Annotated in this window: 25 protein-coding genes; 17 read left to right on the top strand and 8 right to left on the bottom strand. The window is 70.5% G+C overall.

Going from position 1 to position 23,773, the window contains the following annotated elements; all coding sequences use genetic code 11:
• Positions 1 to 4: 4 nt before the first annotated feature.
• From ACZ7L4_RS12260 to ACZ7L4_RS12275, 4 genes are all read right to left on the bottom strand, one after another.
• Entirely contained in the window at positions 5 to 715 is a 711-nt protein-coding gene (locus ACZ7L4_RS12260) for a type 1 glutamine amidotransferase (RefSeq protein WP_472101638.1), read from the bottom strand.
• Between the two features lie 83 nt (positions 716 to 798).
• The gene (locus tag ACZ7L4_RS12265) at positions 799 to 1,752 is read right to left on the bottom strand and encodes a TIGR03619 family F420-dependent LLM class oxidoreductase (RefSeq protein WP_472101639.1); all 954 of its coding nucleotides are present in this window, start codon (positions 1,750 to 1,752) and stop codon (positions 799 to 801) included.
• A complete protein-coding gene (locus ACZ7L4_RS12270) occupies positions 1,745 to 3,037 on the bottom strand; it encodes a cytochrome P450 (protein WP_472101640.1) in 1,293 nt (430 codons plus the stop codon). The genes ACZ7L4_RS12265 and ACZ7L4_RS12270 overlap by 8 nt, the downstream gene beginning before the upstream one ends.
• A gap of 36 nt (positions 3,038 to 3,073) precedes the next feature.
• Complete coding sequence (locus tag ACZ7L4_RS12275; protein ID WP_472101641.1) at positions 3,074 to 4,429, bottom strand: glutamine synthetase family protein; 1,356 nt, start codon at positions 4,427 to 4,429, stop codon at positions 3,074 to 3,076.
• Positions 4,430 to 4,708: 279 nt separating this feature from the next.
• Between ACZ7L4_RS12275 and ACZ7L4_RS12280 the strand changes: the two genes are divergently transcribed.
• The 12 genes from ACZ7L4_RS12280 (at position 4,709) to ACZ7L4_RS12335 (ending at position 17,703) form a co-directional block, all read left to right on the top strand.
• On the top strand, positions 4,709 to 4,897 hold the full coding sequence (locus tag ACZ7L4_RS12280; protein ID WP_472101642.1) for a ferredoxin: 189 nt from the start codon (positions 4,709 to 4,711) through the stop codon (positions 4,895 to 4,897).
• 4 nt (positions 4,898 to 4,901) lie between these two features.
• A complete protein-coding gene (locus ACZ7L4_RS12285; protein ID WP_472101643.1) occupies positions 4,902 to 6,110 on the top strand; it encodes an NAD(P)/FAD-dependent oxidoreductase in 1,209 nt (402 codons plus the stop codon).
• A gap of 30 nt (positions 6,111 to 6,140) precedes the next feature.
• Positions 6,141 to 6,947 (top strand): acetoacetate decarboxylase family protein, encoded by an 807-nt coding sequence (locus ACZ7L4_RS12290; protein ID WP_472101644.1) that lies wholly within the window; start codon positions 6,141 to 6,143, stop codon positions 6,945 to 6,947.
• A 49-nt stretch (positions 6,948 to 6,996) separates the two neighbouring features.
• Complete coding sequence (locus ACZ7L4_RS12295; RefSeq protein WP_472101645.1) at positions 6,997 to 8,472, top strand: aldehyde dehydrogenase; 1,476 nt, start codon at positions 6,997 to 6,999, stop codon at positions 8,470 to 8,472.
• Positions 8,465 to 9,394, top strand: coding sequence for a 3,4-dihydroxyphenylacetate 2,3-dioxygenase (locus tag ACZ7L4_RS12300; RefSeq protein ID WP_472101646.1), 930 nt, complete (start codon positions 8,465 to 8,467; stop codon positions 9,392 to 9,394). Before ACZ7L4_RS12295 ends, ACZ7L4_RS12300 begins: the two co-directional genes overlap by 8 nt.
• Position 9,395: 1 nt before the next feature.
• On the top strand, positions 9,396 to 10,241 hold the full coding sequence (locus ACZ7L4_RS12305) for a fumarylacetoacetate hydrolase family protein (protein WP_472102022.1): 846 nt from the start codon (positions 9,396 to 9,398) through the stop codon (positions 10,239 to 10,241).
• Between the two features lie 51 nt (positions 10,242 to 10,292).
• The gene (locus tag ACZ7L4_RS12310) at positions 10,293 to 10,892 is read left to right on the top strand and encodes a TetR/AcrR family transcriptional regulator (RefSeq protein WP_472101647.1); all 600 of its coding nucleotides are present in this window, start codon (positions 10,293 to 10,295) and stop codon (positions 10,890 to 10,892) included.
• A 239-nt stretch (positions 10,893 to 11,131) separates the two neighbouring features.
• Positions 11,132 to 12,598 carry an APC family permease gene (locus ACZ7L4_RS12315; RefSeq protein ID WP_472101648.1) on the top strand — a complete coding sequence of 489 codons (1,467 nt, stop codon included), beginning with the start codon at positions 11,132 to 11,134 and terminating at the stop codon, positions 12,596 to 12,598.
• The gene (locus ACZ7L4_RS12320) at positions 12,595 to 14,250 is read left to right on the top strand and encodes an amidohydrolase (RefSeq protein ID WP_472101649.1); all 1,656 of its coding nucleotides are present in this window, start codon (positions 12,595 to 12,597) and stop codon (positions 14,248 to 14,250) included. The genes ACZ7L4_RS12315 and ACZ7L4_RS12320 overlap by 4 nt, the downstream gene beginning before the upstream one ends.
• A 22-nt stretch (positions 14,251 to 14,272) precedes the next feature.
• Entirely contained in the window at positions 14,273 to 15,427 is a 1,155-nt protein-coding gene (locus ACZ7L4_RS12325) for an MBL fold metallo-hydrolase (protein ID WP_472101650.1), read from the top strand.
• Between the two features lie 63 nt (positions 15,428 to 15,490).
• Entirely contained in the window at positions 15,491 to 16,981 is a 1,491-nt protein-coding gene (locus ACZ7L4_RS12330) for an aldehyde dehydrogenase (RefSeq protein WP_472101651.1), read from the top strand.
• On the top strand, positions 16,978 to 17,703 hold the full coding sequence (locus ACZ7L4_RS12335; protein ID WP_472101652.1) for a gamma-glutamyl-gamma-aminobutyrate hydrolase family protein: 726 nt from the start codon (positions 16,978 to 16,980) through the stop codon (positions 17,701 to 17,703). Before ACZ7L4_RS12330 ends, ACZ7L4_RS12335 begins: the two co-directional genes overlap by 4 nt.
• 24 nt (positions 17,704 to 17,727) lie before the next feature.
• Here ACZ7L4_RS12335 and ACZ7L4_RS12340 read toward each other — a convergent pair whose 3' ends face one another.
• Positions 17,728 to 18,300: a MarR family winged helix-turn-helix transcriptional regulator gene (locus ACZ7L4_RS12340; protein WP_472101653.1), complete on the bottom strand. Its 573-nt coding sequence runs from the start codon at positions 18,298 to 18,300 to the stop codon at positions 17,728 to 17,730.
• Between the two features lie 32 nt (positions 18,301 to 18,332).
• On the bottom strand, positions 18,333 to 19,103 hold the full coding sequence (locus tag ACZ7L4_RS12345; RefSeq protein WP_472101654.1) for a hypothetical protein: 771 nt from the start codon (positions 19,101 to 19,103) through the stop codon (positions 18,333 to 18,335).
• 263 nt (positions 19,104 to 19,366) lie between these two features.
• On the opposite strand from ACZ7L4_RS12345, the gene ACZ7L4_RS12350 reads away from it, so the two are divergent.
• From ACZ7L4_RS12350 to ACZ7L4_RS12360, 3 genes are read left to right on the top strand one after another with little or no spacing between them, the layout of a single operon-like run.
• Positions 19,367 to 19,528: a hypothetical protein gene (locus ACZ7L4_RS12350; protein ID WP_472101655.1), complete on the top strand. Its 162-nt coding sequence runs from the start codon at positions 19,367 to 19,369 to the stop codon at positions 19,526 to 19,528.
• 11 nt (positions 19,529 to 19,539) lie between these two features.
• Positions 19,540 to 19,728, top strand: coding sequence for a ferredoxin (locus ACZ7L4_RS12355; protein WP_472101656.1), 189 nt, complete (start codon positions 19,540 to 19,542; stop codon positions 19,726 to 19,728).
• Positions 19,729 to 19,737: 9 nt separating this feature from the next.
• Positions 19,738 to 20,490, top strand: a complete 753-nt coding sequence (locus ACZ7L4_RS12360; protein WP_472101657.1) for a GNAT family N-acetyltransferase — start codon at positions 19,738 to 19,740, stop codon at positions 20,488 to 20,490.
• 116 nt (positions 20,491 to 20,606) lie between these two features.
• Here ACZ7L4_RS12360 and ACZ7L4_RS12365 read toward each other — a convergent pair whose 3' ends face one another.
• The gene (locus ACZ7L4_RS12365) at positions 20,607 to 21,215 is read right to left on the bottom strand and encodes a hypothetical protein (RefSeq protein WP_472101658.1); all 609 of its coding nucleotides are present in this window, start codon (positions 21,213 to 21,215) and stop codon (positions 20,607 to 20,609) included.
• Positions 21,216 to 21,340: 125 nt separating this feature from the next.
• A complete protein-coding gene (locus tag ACZ7L4_RS12370; protein WP_472101659.1) occupies positions 21,341 to 21,670 on the bottom strand; it encodes a hypothetical protein in 330 nt (109 codons plus the stop codon).
• A gap of 130 nt (positions 21,671 to 21,800) precedes the next feature.
• On the opposite strand from ACZ7L4_RS12370, the gene ACZ7L4_RS12375 reads away from it, so the two are divergent.
• Together ACZ7L4_RS12375 and ACZ7L4_RS12380 are read left to right on the top strand one after the other, a co-directional pair.
• Positions 21,801 to 23,006, top strand: coding sequence for a sensor histidine kinase (locus ACZ7L4_RS12375; protein ID WP_472101660.1), 1,206 nt, complete (start codon positions 21,801 to 21,803; stop codon positions 23,004 to 23,006).
• Between the two features lie 47 nt (positions 23,007 to 23,053).
• Positions 23,054 to 23,698: a response regulator gene (locus tag ACZ7L4_RS12380; RefSeq protein WP_472101661.1), complete on the top strand. Its 645-nt coding sequence runs from the start codon at positions 23,054 to 23,056 to the stop codon at positions 23,696 to 23,698.
• The last annotated feature ends 75 nt before the right edge of the window (positions 23,699 to 23,773 follow it).

Here is a 23,773-nt window from a genome sequence, read left to right on the forward strand (position 1 = left end):
GCGTTCACGTTGAAGCCTCTGCCGCCCGGTCGAGGAACGTGTCGACGAGGCGGTTGGTGTTGTCCCGTGCGGCTGCTTCCATGGCGCGGCTCTGGGCGAGGAGCTCGTCGGGGTCCACGCCGTGCCGCAGGCACTGCTCCCTGCCGTCGTTGTCGAGGTACTTGCCGACGACTGACGCGGTGATCTCCGGATGGAACTGGACGGCCAGGCTGCGGCCGACCCGGAAGGCCTGAGTGCACAGCTCGTTGTGTGCCACGCTGATGGCCTCCGGTGGCATGACGCAGCGATCGTAGTGCCACTGGAACCATGGGCCGTCCGCGATCAGGGAGGGGTCGTCGGTGTCTATTCGGGACCAGCCGATCTCCGGGCTCGGTGCCGCCTCGACCGAGCCGCCCAGCGCGGTGGTCAGGGCCTGCGCGCCGAAACACACGCCGAGCAGCGGAATGCCCGAGTGGTGCGCCTTGCGGAGCAGGGCGAGTTCGCCGTCGATCCAATTGCCCACGGCGGCTTCGTCGTAGACCGACCAGGGCGCGCCCAGGGACACGACCAGGTCCCAGCCGTCGGCGTCGGGAAAGTCGAAGTGCACGTTCGGTTCGCGGTAGTGGTCCGCGGGCACGACCGTGACGGTGGAGAGGTCGTATCCGCGCTCCATGAGTCGGGTCCCGATCAGGCCCGGCTCCGTCACGTGGTCGTGCATGAGGACGAGCGCGCGCACGTCAGATGCCCCCTGTCTTGTCTTCGGCTGTGCGGCAACGCCAGGCTTGCCGCCTATGTGCGGTGTGCCAAGCGGACGGGCAGTCACACCAGCCGGTCCACCTTGCGCACCACCTCCCGGCAGAACGCGCCCACGCCCCGCGGGTCGTCCGTGAACTGGGACGGTTTGACGCAGAAGTTGGTGAAGCCCGCCGCCCACTGCTCCGGGATCGCGGCGAGCGCCCGGTCCAGGTCGGCGCTCGCGTCGGGAGAGGGGAAGACGGCGCGCGTACCGCCGATGAGCTCCAGCTCCCGCATGTCGCGGCCCGCTTCGGCCATCGCCGCCGCCAGCTTGTCCATCTCGCCGGGCGCCGGACGGCCCAGTGGGTTGAAGCCGTGGCCGTGGCGGACGATGCGGCGCAGCAGCGCGTCGTGCAGCGTCGAGCCGCCGAACCACAGCTGGGGGCCGCCCTCGCGGTACGGGCCCGGTTCCAGGTGCACGTCCTGGAAGCGGTAGAAGTCGCCCTCGAACGTCGCCGGGCCCGGCTTCCAGAGTTCCGCCCAGGCCGCGAGGTGCTCGTCGAGGAGCTTGCCGCGGTGCTCGAAGGGGACTTGGAGTGCCGCGTACTCGTCGCGGCTCCAGCTCACCGTCGGCAGCACGACCAGGCGCCCGTGCGAGAGCAGGTCGAGCGTCGCCAGCTCCTTGGCGAGCAGCAGTGGGTGGCGCAGCGGGGCCAGGATCGCCGCGGCCGCGAGCCGGATCCGCTCGGTGACGGCGGCGATCGCGGAGAGCAGGACGATCGAGTTCGGCCACGGTGTGTCCGGGGGCTGGTTGCCGGGCAGCGCGTACTCGCGGGGGTTCGGCATCACACCGTTCGCCCCGGCGTCCGGGCCCAGCACGATGTGCTCGCTGAGCATCACCGCGTCGAACCCGGCGTCCTCGGCCTCCCGCGCCCAGCGCACGACAGCATCGAGATCGCAGCGCCCGCCGGTCATCGTCCAGTTCTCGGAGAGGACGAGGGTGAGGCGCGGGCGTCGGGGCACGGACGGCTCAGGCAAGGGTGACCTCCACCGGCAGCTTCTTGATGCCGTTGACGAAGTTGGAGCGCACACGCGGCACGTCGCCGGTCAGCCGGATCGAGGAGAGCCGCGGGACCAGCTCCTCGAACATGATCCGGACCTCGGTGCGGGCCAGCAGATTGCCCAGGCACAGGTGCGGGCTGCCCTTGCCGAAGGTGACGTGGTCGTTGTCGGTGCGTGTGACATCGAAGGCGTACGGGTCGGTGAACACGTCCTCGTCGCGGTTGCCGGACGCGTACCACATCACCACCTTGTCGCCCTCCTTGACCTGCTTGCCGCCGAGCTCGACGTCGCGGGTCGCGGTGCGGCGGAAGTGGTAGACGGGCGAGGCCCAGCGCAGGAACTCCTCGACCGCCGTGGGGATGAGCGAGGGGTCCTCCTGGAGGCGGGCCAGCTGCTCGGGGTGCTGGAGCAGGGCCAGCATCGAGTGCGTGATGGTGTGCCGGGTCGTCTCGTTGCCGGCCACGACCAGGAGCAGGAAGTAGTTGTCGAAGTCCTGGGAGGAGAGCGGGACTCCGTCGCGCGGGGTCTGGTTGACCAGGCGGGAGACGAGGTCCGTGCCCTCGCCGCCGCGCCGCTGCCGCGCGAGCTCGCGCCCGTACTCGAAGACCTCGAGCGAGGCGGGGGAGCGGAAGGGCAGGTCGCGGTACTTCTCGCTCTCCGCGCTCTCCAGCAGGACGTCGGCGTAGTCCGGGTCGGTGTTGCCGATGATCCGGTTGCCCCAGTCGATGAGCTGCTGGTTGTCCTCCGGGGGGACGTCGAGGAGGCGGGCGAGGACGTTGATGGGGAAGTCCGCGGAGACCTCCTTGACGAAGTCGAAGCTGCCCTTGGCGAGCGCCGCGTCCAGCGTCTTCGCGGTCAGGCCGCGCAGGAAGTCGGTGTAGCTGTTGATGACCTTGGCGCCGAACTGGCGCTGCAGCAGGCTGCGCATCGCGCGGTGGCGTACGCCGTCCAGCTCCAGGATGGAGGCGCGCTTCTTGATCTGGTCCTCGTCGACCTCCTCGAGGTTGGTGAACTTCGTGGAGGTGAACGTCTCGGCGTCGCGGTCGACGCGGGCGATGTCGGCGTGCTTGGTGACGGCCCAGAAGCCCGAGTTGGGGGCCTCCTCGTCCTGCCAGTGGACCGGGTCCTCGTGGCGCAGGGTGTGGAACATGCGGTACGGCGTGATGCCGTCGGTGAAGTTGTCGAGGTCGGCCAGGTTGACGTCGGCGAGCGGCAGCGGCTCGACGGCGGCTCCGGCGATCTGGTCGGGGGTGATGGTCATGGTGTGCGGCCTCCTCGGCTCACGGGTGCGGTGGCGTCACAGGTGGTAGGCGTACTCGGTGAACTCCCAGTCGGTGACGTGCCGTTGGAAGCGCGCGACCTCGTCGCGCTTGTACGAGAGGTAGGAAGCGGTGAAGTCCTTGCCGAGCAGCTCCGCGAGCGCGGTGTCGGCCTCCAGGGCGTCGAGCGCGGCGGGCAGTGTCTGCGGCAGCAGGGTGGACTGCGCGGTGTCGTAGCCGTAGCCCTCCAGCGGGGCGGGCGGCTCCTCGGCGGCCAGCACGCCGAGCAGGGCGGCGGCGAGGGTGGCGGCGATGAGGAGGTACGGGTTGGCGCTCGCGTCGCCCAGGCGCAGTTCGATGCGGGAGCCGCTGCCGCGCTCCGGCGGGATGCGGACCATGGCGCTGCGGTTGTCCAGGCCCCAGTCGATCAGCCACGGTGCGAGGGTGTCGGGGCCGAACCGTTTGTAGGAGTTGACCGTCGGGTTCGCGAGGGCGGCGAGCGCCGGGGCGTGGGCGAGGACGCCGGCGATCGCGTGCCGTGCGGTGGCGGACAGGCCGTGCGCGCCGGCGGGGTCGTCGAAGGCGTTGCCGCCGTCGGGGTCGGTGCAGGACAGGTGCAGATGGAAGCCCGAGCCGCCGACGCCGTTGAACGGCTTGGCCATGAAAGTGGCCAACCGGCCTTCCTTGCGGGCCAGTTCCTTGATCGCCGACTTGAAGCGGAAGGAGCGGTCCGCGGCGTCCATGGCCTCGGAGTGGGTCAGGTTGATCTCGAACTGCCCGCCGTCGAACTCGTGGTTGCCGTTGCTGACACCGATGTCGAGGTCGCGCAGCAGCCGCAGGGTGCGCAGCAGGTGGTTGTCGCCGTCCGCGCGCAGGCCGGCCGTGTAGACGACACCCGCGGCATCGCTGTAGCGGCGCCAGCCCTGCGGCGATTCGGGGCTCGGCTCGCACAGGAAGTACTCGAGCTCGGGGCCGACCACTGGGTGCAGGCCGTGCTCCGCGCACCGGTTCACGACCGCGCGCAGCAGGTCGCGCGGTGACTCGGGCGCGGGCGCTCCGGTGGCCGGGTCGGTGACGTCGCCGAGGCAGGTGGCGACGCCGGGCTCCCACGGCAGGGCGGCCAGGGTGTCGAGGTCGGGCCGTACGCAGATGTCGGGAAGGCCGGCGTCCAGGCCGCCGGACACATCGACGACGTCGCCCTGCGGGCTGGTGTGGTAGACGGCGCGACAGAAGGCGAGGCCGTGGTCGCAGACCGCGGGCAGATGGTCGAGCAGGACCTCCCGGCCCCGGTCGGTGCCGATCAGGTCGGGATAGGTCACCCGGACCACGTCGATGCCCTCGGCGGCGAGCCGGGCCATGTGGTCGCGGACGGGAGGGGTGTCGGTTGAGCTCACCGTGGTCTCCTCTGCGGGAGTGGAGGGGGAGGGGCGGCCTCGAACTGCGCTGCTGTGGCGGGCCGTTCGCTCGTTTGGCTGCAAACGGTATGGAGGCCCGGTGGTTCCCCGCAAGGGTTCCGTCGCAGAAATTTATCCAGGCGGATAGGTATTGACCAGGGGGTGCTCACTTCCTATGTTGTTTGAAGTCAAACGAGCCAGGGGCGATGCAGGCGCCAGTCGTGGAGCGCGACGTCCCGCTCGGTATCAGACGCTCCCTCGGCATCAGGAGGCCCCGCCATGAAGGTCGTCGTCGACATGAACAAATGCCAGGACCACGGCCAGTGCGTATTCGCCGCACCGGACGTCTTCAGCTTCGATGACGCCGGACGTCTCGCCTACGTCCCTGACCCCGACGATGCTCTCCTCGACGAGGTCGAGGAAGCGGCCGATGTGTGCCCGCTCCAGGCCATCCGGATCGAGGCCTGAGCCGGTGACCGCCCCGATCGTTGTCGCAGGCGCCTCGATGGCCGGCCTGCGCGCCGCCGAACAGCTCCGCGCCGCGGGGTGGCAGGGCCCCGTCACCCTCGTCGGGGACGAGCCCCACATGCCGTACAACCGGCCGCCCCTGTCGAAGGAAGTCCTCGCGGGCAAGGCCCCGTTCGCATCGCTCGCCTTCAGGCCCAGGCCGGCGGTCGCCGACGTGGAATGGCGCCTCGGCGTCAAGGTTCTCCGCGCCGACCTCGACGGCCGTACGGTCGCTCTCGACAGCGGAGACACCCTCGCCTACAGCGGCCTCGTCGTCGCCACCGGCATGCGCCCGCGCCGCCTGCGCTGCCCGGGGCCGACGGCGGGACGGCACACCGTGCGCACCCTCGACGACGCCCGGGCGCTGCGCGGCGACCTGACCAGGCCGGGAGCGCGCGTGGTCGTCGTGGGGGCCGGATTCATCGGCTGCGAGGTCGCCGCCACCGCCGTGGCGCTCGGGGCCGCCGAGGTCACCGTCGTCGACCCGATGCCGCTGCCCATGGTCGGCCCCCTCGGCGAACTGCTCGCCCGGTCCCTGCTGCGACGCCATGAGGAGCGCGGGGTCCGCTTCGCGCTCGGCACCGGTGTCACCGGCTTCGAGGGCGACGAGCGGGTGTCCGGTGTGACCCTCTCCGACGGCACCGTGCTCCCTGCCGACGTCGTGGTGGAGTCGGTCGGCTCCGTCGCCAACACCGAGTGGCTCGAAGGCAACGGCCTCGACCTGACCGACGGCGTCCGCACCGACGCACACCTGCGCGCCGGTGGCCGCCCCGACGTCATCGCGGTCGGCGACGTCGCCCGCTTCCCCAACGCCCGCTACGACGGCGTCCCCCGCCGCGTCGAGCACTGGTCCATCCCCACGGACACCGCCAAGCACGCCGCCAAGGTGCTCGCCGCCCACCTCGCAGGCGCCGAGGCTCCCGCCGAACCGTTCGCGCCGCTTCCCACGTTCTGGAGCGACCAGCACGACTTCCGGCTCCAGTCCTTCGGTGCCCCGGCCCTCGGCAAGGACGACGTGCGCGTCCTGGACGGCGACCCCGACGGCGACGTGCTCGCCGGATACCACCAGGGCGGACGCCTCGTCGGCGTCGTCGCGCTCGGCGGGAGGGCGGCGGCCGCCGCTGCCGCCCGCTGTCGCGCCGAACTCATGAAGCAGCCCGTACTCACCGCCTAAGAAACACCGAGAGCTTCCTAAGGACCCCAAGTGACCAGTGTCCGTGGATACTTCCACCCCAAGACGGCGACCGGCGCGTCCTCGCTGATCCCCTCACCGCCGTGGCGCTACTCCGGCGACCTGCTCACCGTCGAGTACCGCACCGACCCGGCCCGCGTCCGCGAACTGCTTCCGGAACCCCTGGAGTTGGCCGACGAGGACCCCGGCGCCGTCGCCCTCATCTGGGCCGACTGGCAGTCCTGCTCCGCCGAAGGCAACGAGCTGCTCGACCCGGTGCTCGCCCAGTACAAGGAGGCCTTCGCTGTCGTCCGCTGCCAGTACAAGGGGCAGACCTACACCCGCTGCGTGTACATCTGGGTCGACAAGGACTTCGCCGTCGCCCGCGGCCTGCACCAGGGCTACCCGAAGAAGCTCGGCTCCATCCACCAGACCCGCCCGCACCCCTACGGGCCCGCGCCGCGCATCGAGGCCGGTGCCCGCTTCGGCGCCACCATCGCCGCCGCCGACCGGCGTCTGGCCCAGGCCGTCGTCACGCTGCGCGAGCCGTCCGAGACCAACGGGTTCGTCAACGCCCACCCCATGGCACACCACCGCTGGCTGCCCTCCATCGAGAAGGGCAAGGGACTCGCCCTCGACGAGCTGATCGAGTCCGGCGCCGCGTCCTTCGAGGGCGGCCAGGCCTGGACCGGCGACGCCGACCTCGAGCTCTTCGAGGCCCCGACGGAGGAGCTGGCCCGCCTGGAGATCCGCGAGCCCATCGCCGCGTACTACCGGCAGGTCGGCGTCGTGTGGGACGGCGGTCGGCTCCTGGAGTCCGGCACCTCGGGCGCCGAGTAGAGCCCTCCGGCGCAACCACCGCATCCGTCCTCGTCAGGAGCCCCCGCACATGACTGAGCAACACACCGTCACGGTCGCCGGCGTCCCGGTCGACACCCGCCACTACATCGGAGGCGCGCGCGTCGCGTCCGCCTCCGGAGACACCTTCACCGACGTCTCACCCATCGACGGCGCCGTACTCGGCGAGATCGCCCGCGGCGCCAAGGCCGAGGCGGACGCCGCGATCGCCGCCGCGAAGGCCGCCTTCCCCGCCTGGGCCGCCACCCCGCCGGCCGAGCGCGCCCGACTGCTGCACGCCCTCGCCGACGGCGTCGACAAGCGCATCGAAGAGCTTGCTCTCGTCGAGACCTGCGACAACGGCGCCCTCCTTCGCTCCCACCGTCGCGGCGTGATGCCCCGCGTCGCGCACAACTTCCGCTTCTTCGCCGACTGGCTGACCGAGCGTCTCGGCCACGAGGACTTCGACACACGGGGACACACCAACCACGTGTCCTGGGACCCGGCGGGCCCCTGCGTGCTCATCACGCCGTGGAACGCGCCGCTGATGCTGTCCAGCTGGAAGCTCGCCCCCGCCCTCGCCGCGGGCAACACGGTCGTCCTCAAGCCCGCCGAGTGGACCCCGCTCACCGCGTCGCTCTTCGCCGACATCGCCGAAGAGGCCGGCCTGCCGCCCGGCGTCCTCAACATCGTCCAGGGCTACGGGTCCGAGATCGGCGGCGCGCTCACCTCCCACCCCGACGTGCGCCGCGTCAGCTTCACCGGCTCCGTGCCCACCGCCCGGCACATCGCCGGGCAGGCCGCCCCGAACCTCACCCCGCTCAGCCTCGAACTCGGCGGCAAGTCACCCCTGTTGGTGTTCGCCGACAGCGACCTCGACCTGGCCGTGGACCTCGCCGTCGAGCAGTACGACAACGCGGGCCAGGTGTGCCTCGCCGCCACCCGTCTCCTCGTGGAGGACTCCGTCGCCGACGAGTTCACCCGCCGGTTCGTCGCCAAGGCGTCCACGCTGAAGCAGGGCGACCCGCGCGAGGAGGCCACCGACATCGGCCCCAACATCCACCCCCGCCAGCTCGACAAGATCGACGGATTCGTGCAGCGCGCGCTCGCCTCCGGCGCCCGCGCCGTCCTCGGCGGCACCCGCGGCGAGGGCAACTACTACGCCCCGACCCTCCTCACCGGCGTCGCCCAGGAATCCGAGATCGTCCAGGAAGAGGTCTTCGGCCCGGTCCTGACCCTGCAGACCTTCGCCGACGAGGACGAGGCCGTCCGCCTCGCCAACGACACCCGCTTCGGCCTGGCCGCGACCCTCGCCACCGGCGACCGGCAGCGCGCCGACCGTGTCACGGCCCGGCTCGTCGCGGGCACGGTCTGGGTCAACTGCTTCTTCGTACGCGACCTCCAGGCTCCCTTCGGCGGCTCCCGTCAGTCGGGCGTCGGCCGCGAGGGCGGCACCTGGAGCTTCGACTTCTACTGCGACCTCAAGAACACCGTCACCGCGCCGAAGGGCTGGAGCGCCCATGGGTGACATCGTCGGCGCGGGCCTCCTCGCCCACGTACCCACCATCGTGCTCCCGGAGGCCGACCGCCTGGAGCTGAACGAGGGCAAGGAGATCACCCTCGTCACCGGCCTCCAGCAGCTGCGCGCGGACGTCTTCGACCGCGACGACTACGACACCGTGGTCGTCCTCGACTCCCACTGGGCCACCACGGTCGAGTTCGTCGTCACCGCGCAGGACCGGCGCGCGGGCCTGTTCACCTCCGAGGAGCTGCCGCGCGGCATGTGCCGCATGCCGTACGACTTCCCCGGCGATCCCGAACTCGCAGCGAACATCGCCCGGTTCGCCGACAAGCACGGCACCTGGATCACCCCGATCGCCGACCCGTACCTGCCGATCTACTACGCCACCATCAACCTCTGGAAGTTCCTCGGCGAGGGCCTTCCCGACAAGAAGTGGGTCACCATCGGCGTCTGCCAGACCGGTGACATGGAGGACCATCTGCGGCTCGGCCGCGCCCTGGCCGACGGCATCGCCGCCACGCCGGGCCGCCGCGTCCTGCTCATCGCCTCGGGCGCCCTGTCGCACACCTTCTGGCCGCTGCGGGAACTGCGCGACCACGAGTCCAGCGACCCCGCGCACATCTTCACCCCCGAGGCCCGCGCCGCCGACGAGGAGCGCATCGCCTGGTTCAAGGAGGGCCGCCACGACAAGGTCCTCGACACCATGGACGAGTTCGCCAGGTACAGGCCGGAGGCGAAGTTCTTCCACTACCTGATGATGGCCGGCGCCCTCGGTGAGCGGGCCTGCACCGCCAAGGGCCGTCAGTACGGCGCGTACGAGAACTCCATCGGCACCGGCCAGGTCCACCTCTGGTTCGACCGCCCGGCCGACGGCTGGACGTCCACGGCCCCCACCCCCGCTCGCGTACAGGAGACCGCACATGGCTGAGATTTCTGAGTACCGCCGCATCCTCCTCGACGGCGCCGCCGTCCAGGTCACCGTCGACGGCGACGAACTGGTCGCGGGCGACGGCCGCCGCGTCAAGACCGACGAGGCCCGGCACCTGCCGCCCGTCGTCCCCTCCAAGGTGATCGCGGTGCACCTCAACCACCGCAGCCGCGTCGACGAGTTCCGGATCGGCCTGCCCGACACCCCCACGTACTTCCACAAGCCGACCTCCGCGCTCAACAGCCACAAGGGCGCCGTCGTCCGCCCCGACGGCTGCAAGTGGCTCAACTACGAGGGCGAGGTCGCCATCGTCATCGGGAAGACCGCCCGCAACATCGCCCCGGCCGACGCGGGCGAGTACATCGCCGGCTACACCGTCGCCAACGACTACGGCCTGCACGACTTCCGCGACACCGACGCCGGCTCGATGCTCCGGGTGAAGGGCTCCGACACCCTGTGCCCGCTCGGTCCGGGCCTGGTCACCGACTGGGACTTCCGCGGCAAGCGGCTGCGCACGTACGTCAACGGCGAGGTCGTCCAGGACGGTTCCACGGACGAGATGAAGTGGGACATGCACTACCTCGTCGCCGACATCGCCCGCACCATCACCCTGTACCCCGGCGACGTCCTGCTGTCCGGCACACCGGCCAACTCCCGCCCGGTCGCGCCCGGTGACGTCGTCGAGGTGGAGGTCGAGGGGCTCGGCCGGCTCACCAACCACATCGTGACCGGACCCACCGCCGTCCGTGCCGACGTCGGCGCCCAGCCCACCGAGTCCGAGGAGGTGCTGTCCACGGCGCTCGGCGGCGACTGGGAGTTCCGCGGCATCAGGCCGCCGAAGCGGTGACGCCCGCGGACGGGCCCTGCACGCCACGGGTGTGCCGGTAGGGTCGCCGACATGAGCGATTCCTCCGACAAGCCCGCCGCCAAAACCCGCAAGCGGGTGGACTACGGGACCGGCCGGGAGGCGCTGCTCGGCGCCGCCGTCCGCGTGGTGGCGCGGGGCGGGCTGCGCAAGCTCACCTACCGCGCGGTCGCCGAGGAAGCCGGAGTCACCCACGGGCTCGTCGTGCACCACTTCGGCTCGCGTGACGCGCTGATCGCGGCGGCGCTGGAGCACACCGTGCGCTCCAGCGCCAGCACCAGCGCGCTGGAGCCGGGCACCGGGAAGGTCTCGGACTTCGTGACCGGGCTCTCGGACATGGTGACCGCTGATCCCGGCATGCAGATCTTCCAGTACGAGCTGATGCTGGAGGCGAAGCGCAGGCCCGAACTGCTGCCGCAGATCCGTGAGTTGTACGGCGAGTACTTCGCGGCGACGGAACGGGAGCTGGCCCGCATCCTCCCGGAGGGCGCGTCACCCGCTCTGACACGACTGGTGTTCGCGGCGTTCGAGGGTCTGGTGCTGCACCAGCTCGTGCTGGACGAGCCGGAGGTCACCGAGGCCGCCCTCGAGGAGTTGCGTGCGCTGCTGAGCATGCGCGCGGAAGAGGAGTAAGCGCCCGCGGCGGCCCCCGGCCCCGCCGAGTCGTCACGTCAGCCCAGGTCCCCGCCGCTCACAGGCGGGGGCCTGGGTTGTTTCCCCGTGCCTGGGCCGGGAGTTCGCGAGCGAAAGCCGTCCCAACCCCTTGTCAATCGGATAGTTCCGGTCGACGATGAGGCATCTCGTTTGAGTCGAAACAAAATTCCTCCCCCTCTTTCCTCCCCTCTCCCTCCTCGTCCCGGCAGGTGATCCGAGTGGAAGCGCAGACGGCGGTCGTCACGCCGACTTCTCCTGAGACTCCCAGCGCAGGCAAGCTCAAGCCCAACTCCCTCGGGGTGCTGGGCATCCTCTTCTTCGTACTCTCCGCCCAGGCCCCGCTGACCGGCATCGCCGGAGCCGCACCCATCGCCGTCGGCATCGGCAACGGTGCGGGCGCGCCCGCCGCCTACGTCGCCGCCGGTGTCGTCATCCTGTTGTTCTCGGTCGGCTTCGTCGCCATGGGCCGCCACGTCGTCGACTCCGGCGCCTTCTACACGTACATAGGCAAGGGCCTCGGCCGCGCGGCCGGTTCCGGCAGCGCCGCCGTCGCCCTCTTCGCCTACTGCACCATCCAGGCCGCCATGTACGGCCTGTACGGCGCGACGCTCAGCGGCCTGGTCGAGCACTACGCCGGTCTCCATGTGCCGTGGTGGCTCCTGGTGCTTGTCACCATGGCGGTGGTCCAGGTGCTCGGCGCCGCGGGCATCGACATGGGCGCCAAGATCCTCGCCGTGTTCGTGCTGGCCGAGTTCAGCATTCTGATCGTGTTCGCCCTCGTCACCCTCTTCAAGGGGGGCGGTCCCGAGGGCCTCGGATTCGCCGACAGCTTCTCCCCGTCCGCCGCTCTGCAGGGGGCTCCGGGGGTGGCGTTGATGTTCGCGGTGGCGTCGATGTTCGGTTTCGAGGCCACCGCCATCTACGGGGAGGAGGCCCGCGAACCGCGCAGGACGGTGCCCCGGGCGACCTATCTCTCCGTCGCGGTGATCACAGGGTTCTTCGCGTTCACCACGTGGATGCTGGTGTCCGCGCACGGGGCGTCCGGGGTCACGGGCGACGCGGGCAAGGCGCTGGCGAGTGGGGACTCGTCCGGGTTCGTCTTCGCGCCGATCGCCGCACAGTTCGGCGGCTGGATCAACGACGTGCTCCCGATCCTGCTGGCCACCTCGCTGTTCGCCGGCATCCTCGCCTTCCACAACTCCGCCAACCGCTACCTGTTCTCGCTCGGCCGCGACGGGCTGTTGCCGCACGCGCTGACCGCGGTCAACCGCCGTCACTCACCCTGGGCGGCGGGCGTCGCGCAGACAGGGATCGCGCTCGTGCTGGTGCTGCCCTTCGCGGTCCTCGGCAAGGATCCCGTCCTGACGCTGTTCTCCTGGTTCAGCGGCGTCGCGGTCCTCGGGATGATGCTGCTGTACTTCCTCACCTCGGTGTCCGTCGTCGTGTTCTTCCGCAGGACCCGGGCCGACGCCCGGGTGTGGAACACACTCGTCGCGCCCGCGCTGGGAGCGCTCGGCATCCTCGGCGCCATCTGGCTCATCATCGAGAACTTCACCACGCTCATCGGCGGCAGCCGCAGCACCGCGCTGTGGCTCCAGGCCACGGTGCCGGCCGTGCTGCTCCTCGGTGTGGCGGTCGCCCTGCTGACGCGGTCCAGGACGCGCAGGGCGGAGCCGAGCACATGAGCCGAACCGACGGACACACCATGACGTCATCGACAGCACCCGGCCCTGCCCCCGCCCCGCCCGTGGAGCGCGTCGCCTACCTCAACGGCCGCATCTGGACCGGGGAGTCCGAACGCCCTTGGGCGCAGGCGCTGTTGACCCACGGCGCCGAACTCGCGACGGTCGGCACCGACGAGGAGGTGCGCTCGGTCGCCGGGCCGGACGCGCACGTGGTCGACCTGGGCGGCCGGATGGTCATGCCCGGCATCCACGACGCCCACATCCATCTGCTGCTCAGCGGGCTCAAGTTCCGCTACGAGTGCCGTCTGCGGCCCGACGCGGAGGAACGTGACATCCTCGCCGGCCTCGCCGACTGCGGCTGCGGCGGACACCAACTGCCCGGCCGCGAGGGATGGATCGTCGGCGGAGAGATCAATCCGAACGCCTTCCCCGAGGCCGCCCCCGACCGCGCCTTCCTCGACAACGCCTATGGCGATCGGCCCATCTACCTGCACGACTACACCGCCCATCACGGCTTCGCCAACGCCAGGGCCCTCGAACTGGCGGGCATCGACGCCGACACCCCCGACCCGGAGGGCGGCCGGATCCTGCGTCGGCCGGACACCGGAGTACCCACCGGCGAACTGGTCGAACGGGCCACTTGGGCCGTCCAACGCGCCGTCCCCGAACACGAACCCGCCGTCTACCGGGAGGCGGTCCGCTGGGCCGTCTCCGTCGCCAACCGGTACGGCATCACCTCCGTCCAGGAGGCCTCCGCCTCCGGTCAGGAGCTGCGTGCGCTCGGCGAACTGGACGCGGCAGGCGACCTCACCGCCCATGTCGCCGCGCACCTCGTCTGGCGCGAGGAGGGGTTCGGAATGGCGAGCGCCGAGGTACTGGAGCGCCGCATCGCCGATCGTGACTCCTACGCCACCGCCCATGTGCGCACCGGCTTCGTCAAGCTGTGGCTCGACGGCGCCCCGCTGCCGCCGCATCACACGCACGCCGGGCTGCGCCCCGACGGCAGCGTGGACGACACCTGGCTGGTGATCCCCGCGGACGAACTGGTCGAGGCGCTCACCCGCTTCGACGGTGACGGCCTCACCGTCAAGATCCACTGCGCGGCCGAGGGGGCCGTCCGCGTGGCCCTGGACGCCGTCGAGGCCGCCCGCAAGGCCAATGGGCCCGACGGGCCGGTCCACGAGATAGCCCACTGCGGCTTCGTCGACCCCGCCGACCTGCCCCGCTTCGCCACACTCAAGGCGGTCGCGGAGATGTCCCCGGCGCTCTGGCACCGGCCGGAACCCGAATTCGCAGGCCTGAAAGAGGGGTTCAAGTTCGCCACCCTCCAGCGCGCGGGCGCCCGGGTCACCGTCGGCTCCGACTGGATCCTCACCCAGGACCCGAACCTGTTCCCGGCCCTGCAGGGCATCCTCCAGCACGGCCAGGAGGCGGTGGATCTGCCCACCGCCCTGCACTTCATGACCCTCGCCGGCGCCGAGGCCTGCGGCCTGGCCGACCGCGTCGGCACGCTGCGCCCCGGCAAGTCCGCCGACTTCATCGTCCTCGACCGCGACCTCTTCGAGGTTCCGACCGGCGAGGTGGGCGCCACCGAGGTCCTCCTCACGGTCTTCGAAGGCCGCCCCGTCCACGGCACCCCCGCATCTCTGTGACGCAGAAGGGACCTCATCCCGCATGACGAACACCACCCCCGCTCTGCCGTGCTGTGCCGCCGATGCCGACCGTGAGCGGTCAGTGCCGCGGCGTGGCCTGTTGGGCGGAGCCGCCGCCGCGGCGGCCGGCCTCGCCCTGCCGGCACTCGCCGCGGGGCGAGCGGCGGCCGCACCCGCCCACCCCCGGAAGGGAACTCGGCTCGTTCTCCTCGGCACCGCGGGCGGCCCGCCGCCCGAGCCCGGCCGGATGGGCATCGCCTCGGCCCTGGTCGTCGACGGCCGCGTCCACCTGATCGACGCCGGTCGCGGCGCCGTCTCCCAGTACCTGGCGGCCGGGTTGCGCTATCAGGACCTGACGTCGGCCTTCATCACCCACCTGCACGCCGACCACATCAGCGACCTGTACAACTTCTTCCTCCTCCCCGGCTTCGGCGGCAACGACGAGAACGACGGCGTCACCGGCCCCGTCCCTCTCTACGGTCCGGGCCCCGCCGGCGCGCTGCCCCCGAAGTTCGGCGGCGGCCATGTCGCGACCGTCGCCCCGAAGGACCCGACGCCCGGACTCGCCACGCTGATGACGAAGCAGATCGAGGCCTTCGCCTACAGCACCAACGTCTTCATGCGCGACTCGGGCATCCCCGACGTCCGCGACCTGATGCGGGTCCACGAGATCGAGCCGCCCGCCGTCGGGGCCGACCCGCTCGGCCCCACCGCACCCGACATGGACCCGTTCCTCGTCATGGACGACGGCACCGTCAAGGTGACGGCCGTGCTGGTGCCGCACGGCCCCGTCTTCCCCTCCTACGCCTACCGTTTCGACACCCCCGACGGGTCCGTCGTCTTCTCCGGCGACACCTCCGCCACGCAGAACATCGTGCGCCTGGCCCGCGGCGCCGACGTCCTCGTCCACGAGGTCATCGACATCGACTTCTACAAGAGCGCCGACCTGAGCGATGCGCTCCTGGACCACCTGCGTGTCTCGCACACCGACGTCACCGAGATCGGCCCCCTCGCGGAACAGGCGGGGGTCGACACGCTCGTCCTCACCCACCTCGTCCCGGCCAACCCCGCCCTGGTGAGCAAGGGGTCGTGGCAGCGCCGGGCAGGCAAGGGCTTCAGCGGCCACGTCGTGGTGGGGGAGGACCTGCAGTCCCTTCCGCTGCGGCGCTCGCGGTGACCCTTCGACGCCTTTGCGGGCACCACGCCACAGCACACGAGCCCAACCGAACGGAGAGGGTGCATGTTCGACGTCACCCATGAGGAACTGGTGCGCAGGGCCAAGGATCTCGCCCTGCCCCAGCAGCACCACATCGACGGCAAGGACGAGGCCGGTGGCGGCCGTGCGTTCGCCGCCGTTTCTCCCCGCGACGGCCAGATCCTCACCCAGGTCGCCGACGCGGGCGAGGCAGAGGTGGACGCGGCCGTCACCGCCGCCCGCCGCGCCTTCGACACCGGCCCCTGGCCACGCATGGCCCCCGCGGAGCGCGGCAGGACGCTGCTGCGCATCGCCGACCTCCTCGAAGAGGAACGGGAGAGGCTCGCCCTGACCGTCAGCCTGGAGATGGGCAAGACGATCACCGACGCGTACGACATCGAACTCCGAGCCGTCATCGGCACGTTCCGGTGGTACGGGCAACTGGCCGACAAGCTCACCGACGAGTCCCCGCACACTCCGGCGGACGCCCTCGCCCTGGTCACCCGCGAACCCGCGGGCGTGGTCGGTGCGGTGGTGCCCTGGAACTTCCCCCTCACGCTCGCCGGCTGGAAGGTGGCTCCGGCCCTCGCCGCGGGCTGCACCGTCGTGCTGAAGCCGTCGGAGTGCTCACCCGTGTCCGCGCTGCTGCTCGGCACCATCGGCACGCGCGCGGGCCTGCCGCCGGGCGTGCTCAACGTGGTCACGGGAGACGGTCCGGCCGCGGGCCGAGCGCTCGGTCTGCATCCCGATGTCGACGTGCTCGCCTTCACCGGCTCCACCGCTGTGGGCCGCCATTTCCTGCACTACGCCGCCGACTCCAACCTCAAGCGTGTCTGGCTCGAACTGGGCGGCAAGTCGCCGAACATCGTCCTGCCCGACGCCCCCGACCTGGAGAAGGCCGCCGCCACAGCCGCCTGGGGCATCTTCTTCAACCAGGGCGAGATGTGCACCGCGCCGTCCCGACTCCTCGTGCACTCCTCCATCGCGGAACAGGTCACCGAGGCGGTCGTGCGACGGGCCCGCGAACTGCGGGTCGGTGACCCCCTCGACCCCGCCACCGAGATGGGCGCCCTGGTCGGCGAGGCCCACCTCGGCCGCGTCCTCGAACACATCGGCCACGGCCTGGAGGAGGGCGCGCGGCTGCGCGCCGGAGGCGGCCGGGCGCCCGCCGGGCCGGGTGGCAGCTACCTGCGGCCCACCGTCCTCGACCGCGTGACCCCCGACATGCGTCTGGCGCGCGAGGAGATCTTCGGACCTGTCCTGTCGGTCCTCACCTTCGACGACCTCGACGAAGCTGTCCGGCTGGCCAATGCCACCGACTACGGCCTCGCCGCCGGACTGTGGACTGCCGACCTGACCACCGCCCACCGGGTCTCCCGCGCGCTGAAGGCTGGCACGGTCTGGGTCAACTGCTACGAGGAAGGGGACCTGACCGTGCCCTTCGGCGGCATGAAGCAGTCGGGCAACGGCCGCGACAAGTCGGTCCACGCCCTGGAGAAGTACACCGAACTCAAGACGACCTGGATCCAGCTGTGACCCCACCCTCCTCAACCGCCCCCGCCCGTCCGCTGATCGCGATCCCGGCCCGTTTCAGTGCCACCACCTCGGCCCTGCGCTACGCCGCCGAGGTCACCGCGCGCGCCCTGACCGAGGCCGTGTGGCGGGCCGGCGGTGAACCCGTGACCATCCACCCCGCCGCGACGGACACCGCCGCACGGCTCGCCCGCTTCGACGGCGTGCTGCTCCCCGGCGGCGGCGACCTCGCCCCGCACCGCTACGGTGCCGCCGACACCCACGAGGCCGTCTACGACGTCGACGACCTCCAGGACACCTTCGACCTGGAGGCCGCTCGCGCCACCCTCGACGCGGGACTGCCGCTGCTGGCGATCTGCCGCGGGCTCCAGGTCGTCAACGTGGCGCTCGGCGGTTCCCTGGAACAGGACATGGGCGGCCCCGACCTCGAGCACCGGCACATCGTGCACCCGGTGGCGATCCGGCGCGGCACCCTGCTGGAGCAGGCCACCGGCGCGGAGAAGACCGAGGCGTCCTGCTACCACCACCAGCGCGTGGCCCGCCTCGGCGATGGCCTCGAACCCTCCGCACACGCGGCCGACGGCACCGTGGAGGGCCTCGAACTGCCTTCCCACGACGGCTGGTTCACGGCAGTGCAGTGGCACCCGGAGGACACGGCACACCAGGACCCCGCCCAGCAGGGGCTCTTCGACGCGCTCGTGCGGGCCGCGGGAAGCCCGCACTGATAGCCGCAGCACGTGGCGGAGGGGCTACGCCTTCGGTCGGCGGCCGCTGCGTCGCGGGGCGGGCCGGGCGCCGTCCAGCAAGGACAGGCGGCGCTCCTCGCCGTGCTTCTCGACCTGGAGGACGACTTGGCGCAGCCCGTCGGCGAGGTTCCGGCAGGCATCGTCGTCGAGCCTGTCGGAGACGAACGCCTCCTCTTCATTGAACTCCGGAAACACCTGGCGCATGAGTGCGTCTCCCTCGGGAGTCAGGCGCAGCAGCACGAGCCTGCCGTCCGTCGGGTGGGCGGAGCGCGCCACGAGGCCGCGGGCCTCGAGAGTGCGGGCCACCCCCGTCAGCGTGCCCTTGGAGATCCCGGCTTCTTCTGCCACGTGGCGGGTCTCCGACTCGCCCCAGACCCAGATCACCCACAGCACGACGAACGCGGTCCATGTCAGATCGACCTTGCGCAGCACGCTGTTCTCCAGGTGCTGGCGCACGGCGGAGGCGGCCCGGTAGATGTTGGCCACGACCGCCATGCGTTCGTGGCGGATGGCCGCGCCGCCGAGCTTGGCTTCTGCCAGCTTCTCCGCCTCGGTGATGGACCTGTGGCCGGGCACGGGCGCTCCCCTCGTCAATGAGTCGTTCGGGATCAAAGTGTACGAGTGTCCCGGTGGCCGGAGGCCCGCATGGTTCCGTACATGGGGAGCGTCGATGACGGGCGTTCGAGGCATTGACGAAACTGTCCGCATGGACAATTCTCCGGAGGTGGGTGCGCGCCTCTCCCCGCCTGCGAGGGGAGCGGCCCGTCTACCGGCACCCGGCCGGCCTGTATGTCGTCTCTCGGTACGAGGACGTCGCCCGGCTGATCCGCAATCCCACGCTGAGCGTGCAGCAGCTCGACTTCGGGCCGGCAGCGCCGATTCACCACACGGTGCTGGGCACGGACGCACCGGATCACACACGGCTGCGGCGTATCACCAACCAGTGGTTCACGCCCAAGGCGGTCGAGCAGTGGTCCCAGGTGACACGGGTGTGCGTGGAGTCGGTGCTCGACGGGGTGGAGGCGGGAGACGGCGTACTCGACGTTGCCGACGGCCTGGCCCTGAAGTCCACCTTCAACAGCATCTGTCACGTCCTCGGGATCGAGCCGGCCGGCATGCTCGAAATCCAGCGCAAGACCTACGAGATCGGACTCAGTCTCGGCCCCGGCGGCAATGAGGAGGAGGGCCGGTTCGCCTCGGATGCCCTCGCCTGGTTCGCCGAGCTCATCCGGTGCCTCGTGGCCGACAAGAGGGCCCACCCGGGCGGCGGCATGATCGACGCCTTCATCGCCGCGCAGGACGAGGGAAGGATGAGCGAGGAGGAGGTCGTCTACTCGACCTTCCTCTTCTTCGCCGTCGGGCACCTCGACGTCAAGCACTTGATCAACCACGGTATTTGGCTGATGACGCAGAAGCCCGACCTGTTCGCGGCCTACCGGGACGAGCCGGAGGCCCGACCGGGCATCATCAACGAGATCCTGCGCATCGACCCACCCGAGTCGATGGTCGTCCGTCTGGCCACGCAGGACACCGTCATCGGCGACACCACGGTGCCTGCGGGCGCGACGCTGGCCCTCCTCATCGCCTCGGCGACCACACACGGCCGGTCGCCGCCAGTCGGCACCTCGCCTTCGGTTCCGGCATGCACGGCTGTGCAGGACAGGTCCTGGCCCGGGCGGAGGCAGACGTGGTCTTCAGCTCGATCGTCAACCGCTTCCGAGGCATCGAGCCGGCAGGCGAACCGGCCTACGCGCACACCGAGTTCCTGCGCACCGTCACTCACCTCCCCGTCCGATTCGTCTGACCCTGAGAGCCATGGCCCCGCCCCGGCATCAAGGAGTTCTCGTGCAGGTAGAAGTCGATCTCAACAAGTGTCAGGACCACGGCCAGTGCGTCCATGCCGCCCCCGATCTGTTCGCCCTGGACGAGCGCGTGAATCGCTCTTGGAAGAGCAGGTTTCGATGCGATGCGCGTCAGAACCTGCGGCGTGTGCGTACTGAGTAGCGTGCACACATGCACTTCGAGTGGGGCTGGATCGAGCCCGCGATGCCCTGGTCCGAGACCAAGGCCGAGCGTCTCCTGGTCGAGCACATTGAGCACGACGCGCACCACACGCTCATGCCCACTCTCCTGGAGCGCGGCACCGGCATCGTCAAGGTCCACGTCTACGGGACCGATCCCGGCAGCCTCTCCGCCGGCGCCGACCTTGCTTGCCGGCTCGCCCCGGCGTATGGGGCGGCCAAGGCCCGCGTGGTCTGGTTTCGCAGCCCCGGCGAGCCCGGGGGCTGCGACCAGGGAGTCGGCACTCGGGTCCAGCTCAAGGACTTCACCAGAGGGCCGGGCGAGGAGCCCCAGGTACGCGTGCAGGACTCCAAGGAGCTGTCCGACGAGGCCGAGTTCGACGCGTTCGCGCAGGAGATGGCGGCGTACGGATTCGTCTTCCTCCACCAGCGGATGATGGCTGGCGCTGTCGGCCCGGTCCTCGCTGTGCTGCATGACGGCCGAGAGGCCGGCGCCATCGGGCCGATGGAGACCATGACGGACGCGACGGGCGCGCTGCGCCTGCTGCCGCAGTACTTCGGCGTGCTGCCGCGGCACCGCGGTCACGGCTACGGCCGGTCTCTGTGGCGGGCCGCAATGCACTGGGGGCACCAGCAGGGCGCCGAATACCAGTTGCTGCAGACCGAGTTGGGTGGCGCTTCGGACCGGCTTTGCATCACGGAGGGCCTGCGGTCGCTCGGCTCCGTCCATCACCTTTCCGTCTGACAGGTGTCCGTGTGGGCCGCCCTGGCCCGACCACGGAAAGAGGCCTCCCCGGAACACACCGGGGAGGCCTCATTTCTGCGGGAGTTCGTGCCAGGCGGGATTGGGCCGACCACCCGTCAAGTCAGCACCCGTGCCCGGTTCTTGCGAGCCCGGTGGATCCCCAGCCCGATGAAACCGACCCAGACCAGAGTGATCAGACCGACGAGGGCGTCCGCACCCCACCCGTTGATGGCGTAGAAGTGGGTGGCGTCCATGCCGAAGTAGAGGGACGGGACGGCCAGCAGGTTGATGGTTCCGACGACGATGGCGCCGCGCAGAGTCCACCGGGGCGCGATCGGTGACGCGGCTGTCGTGAACTGCTGCGCGGCACGGGCGAATCCGAGCAGGAACATCGCGATCCACAGGTGGGCGATCGGGCCGTGGGCCAGTGCCATGGCGGCCGCCAAAGGGCCGTCCGTGGTCGGGTCCATGTCCCGGCCCGGGAAGGCCAGGGGAGTGCCGGCCTCGAGCGAGGTGGCGAAGAGGATCACCGCGACGTAGGTGAGCAGCGACACGAAGGTGAGCTGGCCGGCGATGGTGCGCCGGCCCGTGTCGTCCCTGGGGAGCAGGCGTGCCAGAGCGACGCCGAACGCCGTCAGCACCGCCATGATCACCAGCGTCAGCAGGCTGCGTGTCAGGACGTTCCACTCCGGGGGCGGTCCCGAGTAGACGAAGTACAGAGCCACCAACGGTACGGAGAGGGCACCCGCTGCCATCCCCGTCCGGCCGGCGAACGCGGCGGTGGTCAGGTCCGATGCGTCGGCTGTGTGACGAGACGAGGCAGAGAGGTTCGGGGTGGTCGATGGCGTGGTCACAGTGACTCCCGGGTGATGTCGTCTGCACGGAGGTTTCCGGTCTGGAGGCTGTGCGAGGCTCCGGTGCGTGGCCACTGGTGGCGGACGTGTTCCATGGACAGCAGGGCGGCGTTGACGATGAGGGCGCTGCCGGGCGTCCACAGCCACCACGGGCCGTCGAGACGCGTGCGGATGATGCCCATCAGCAACCAGACGATGATCTGTACGGCGGTCGCGAAGGCGGCCACCGTGGTGACGGCGAAACGGATCCGGGTCGTCGAGCGCTGACCGGTTGGGTCCAGCCCGAGCAGCGTCATCAGGTATCGGCGAGGACGTGTGGTGTTCATGTCCTCAACGATGTCGGCCGGCCGTGCGCCGGACGTCTGCCGATCGGGACCGGTCGCGTCCACCAACGGCCAATGGCTTCTACGACTTTCGTTGACTGTGCCGCCGGGACCGGCCGTCTAGGGTGGTCCGGTGCCGTCTCCTCCTCTCGCCGTCGTCGGCGGTCGCAACGACGAGGCCCCGGTGCGTCGAGGGCCGTGGATCGAGCGCGGCCGGTCGGCGTTGCTTGTTCTGGCCTCGTTCGCCGGTGGACTCGCCATGCTGTTCCTGGTCCTCGAGCAACGCCCGGGCGGCGGGTGGCGCGTCCTCGACATCGCCGTGGGCGCCGTGGCGAGTCTCGTGCTGCTGGTCCGTTACCGTGCTCCGGTCGTGGTCGGTCTGGTGCTGGCGGTCGCTGGGGCGTTCTGCGCCACCGCCGGTGTGGCCAACTACGTGGCCCTGTTCGCCGTGGCACGCAGTCGGCGCATTGAACAGGCGTTTGTCGTGGCGCTGGCCGACATCGCCGGCGGCGTGGTCTTCTGGCTGCTGTATCCGGCCAACTCGGTGCTGAGCCTCACCGTGGTGGTCAACACCGCGATGGCACTGGCCGTGGTCGCCTGGGGCGCGCTGCAGCAGAAGCAGCAGGACCTGGTCGCGGTCTACCGGGACAGAGCGGCCCGTATCGAGCGCGAACGAGAGCAGCGCGCGGAACAGATCCAGATGGCCGAACGCGCCAGAATCGCCCGGGACATGCACGACTCGGTCGCGCACTACATCTCGCTGATCGCGCTCTACGCCGGCGGGCTCGCGGTCGCCGGGGACAACGCCAAGAATGTCGGCACCACGGCCGCGACGATCCGAACGACCGCGATCAGCGCACTCGACGAGCTGCGCACGGTGATCGGCATGCTGCGCGACGGCACCGTCGTGACACCGCAAAGCTCCGAACACGAGCACACTGTCGCCGGGTTGATCGACGAAGCCAGACAGGCAGGCCAGATGATCGTCGCGCGCCTCGATCTCGCCGACAGCGGCACCGACACTGGCAGCACAGCCGTGCTTCAGGAGTCCCCGAACGCCGAGCACGTCTACCGCGTCGTACAAGAGGGGCTGACCAACGCACGTAAGCACGCCCCTGGTGCACTGGTCACGGTCAATGTTCACCGCCAGGGCAGTGACGCCCTCATCATGATCACCAACCCGATCGACGAAGCCGAGCCGGCGTTGCCCGGAAGCGGCGCCGGGCTGAGCGGCCTCGTCGAACGGATCGCCACCGTGGGAGGCGTCGCCGAGTACGAGGCCGTCGACCGCGGTGAGAACACCCACGAGTTCCGGCTGTCTGCGCGAGTGCCTCTGTGATGACCAACTCCCCACCTTCCAGCAGCACTCCCGGCACGCCCACGTCGGTGCTCATCGTCGACGACGACGCCATGGTCCGCACCGGTCTGTCGATGGTCCTGTCGGTGGACCCCACGATCACCATCGTCGCCGAGGCGTCAGGCGGGGCCGAGGCCGTCAGCGCGGCAACGCGGCACCGTCCCGATGTCGTCCTGATGGACCTGCAGATGCCGGAGATGAACGGCGTCGAGGCCACCCGCCGTGTCCGTGCGGCGCTACCGTCGGTCGCGGTGTTGATGCTGACCACCTTCCACCTGGACACACACGTCCTCGACGCACTGCAGGCCGGCGCGAGTGGATATCTGCTCAAGGATGTCGCGCCGCAAGAGCTGTGCCACGCGATTCACCTTGCCGCCTCGGGGGAGTCCGCGTTCTCGGCAACGATCACCCGCCAACTGGTGGCACGCCACACTCGCACGGCCAGTGACTCCGCCGGCGCCAAAGCTCAGCAGACATTGGAGACGCTCACCGATCGAGAACGCGCCGTCGCCGAGGCTGTCGCCGAAGGCGCTTCCAACGCGACCATCGCGAAGGCCCTCTTCATGAGCGAAGGCACGGTCAAGACACACATCTCCCGCGCACTCACCAAGACCGGCTTGGACAACCGGGTCCAGCTGGCCCTCATGGTCTTCCAGGCGCAGCGGAACTCCTAGGCCCCTCGCTCCGACGGCGTCAACGGGTCCTCGGGGCGCGCGCCAGGGGTGGGGGAGCCTGGTGGGAGCGGCGAG

This window comes from Streptomyces sp. NPDC107575, assembly GCF_055657265.1.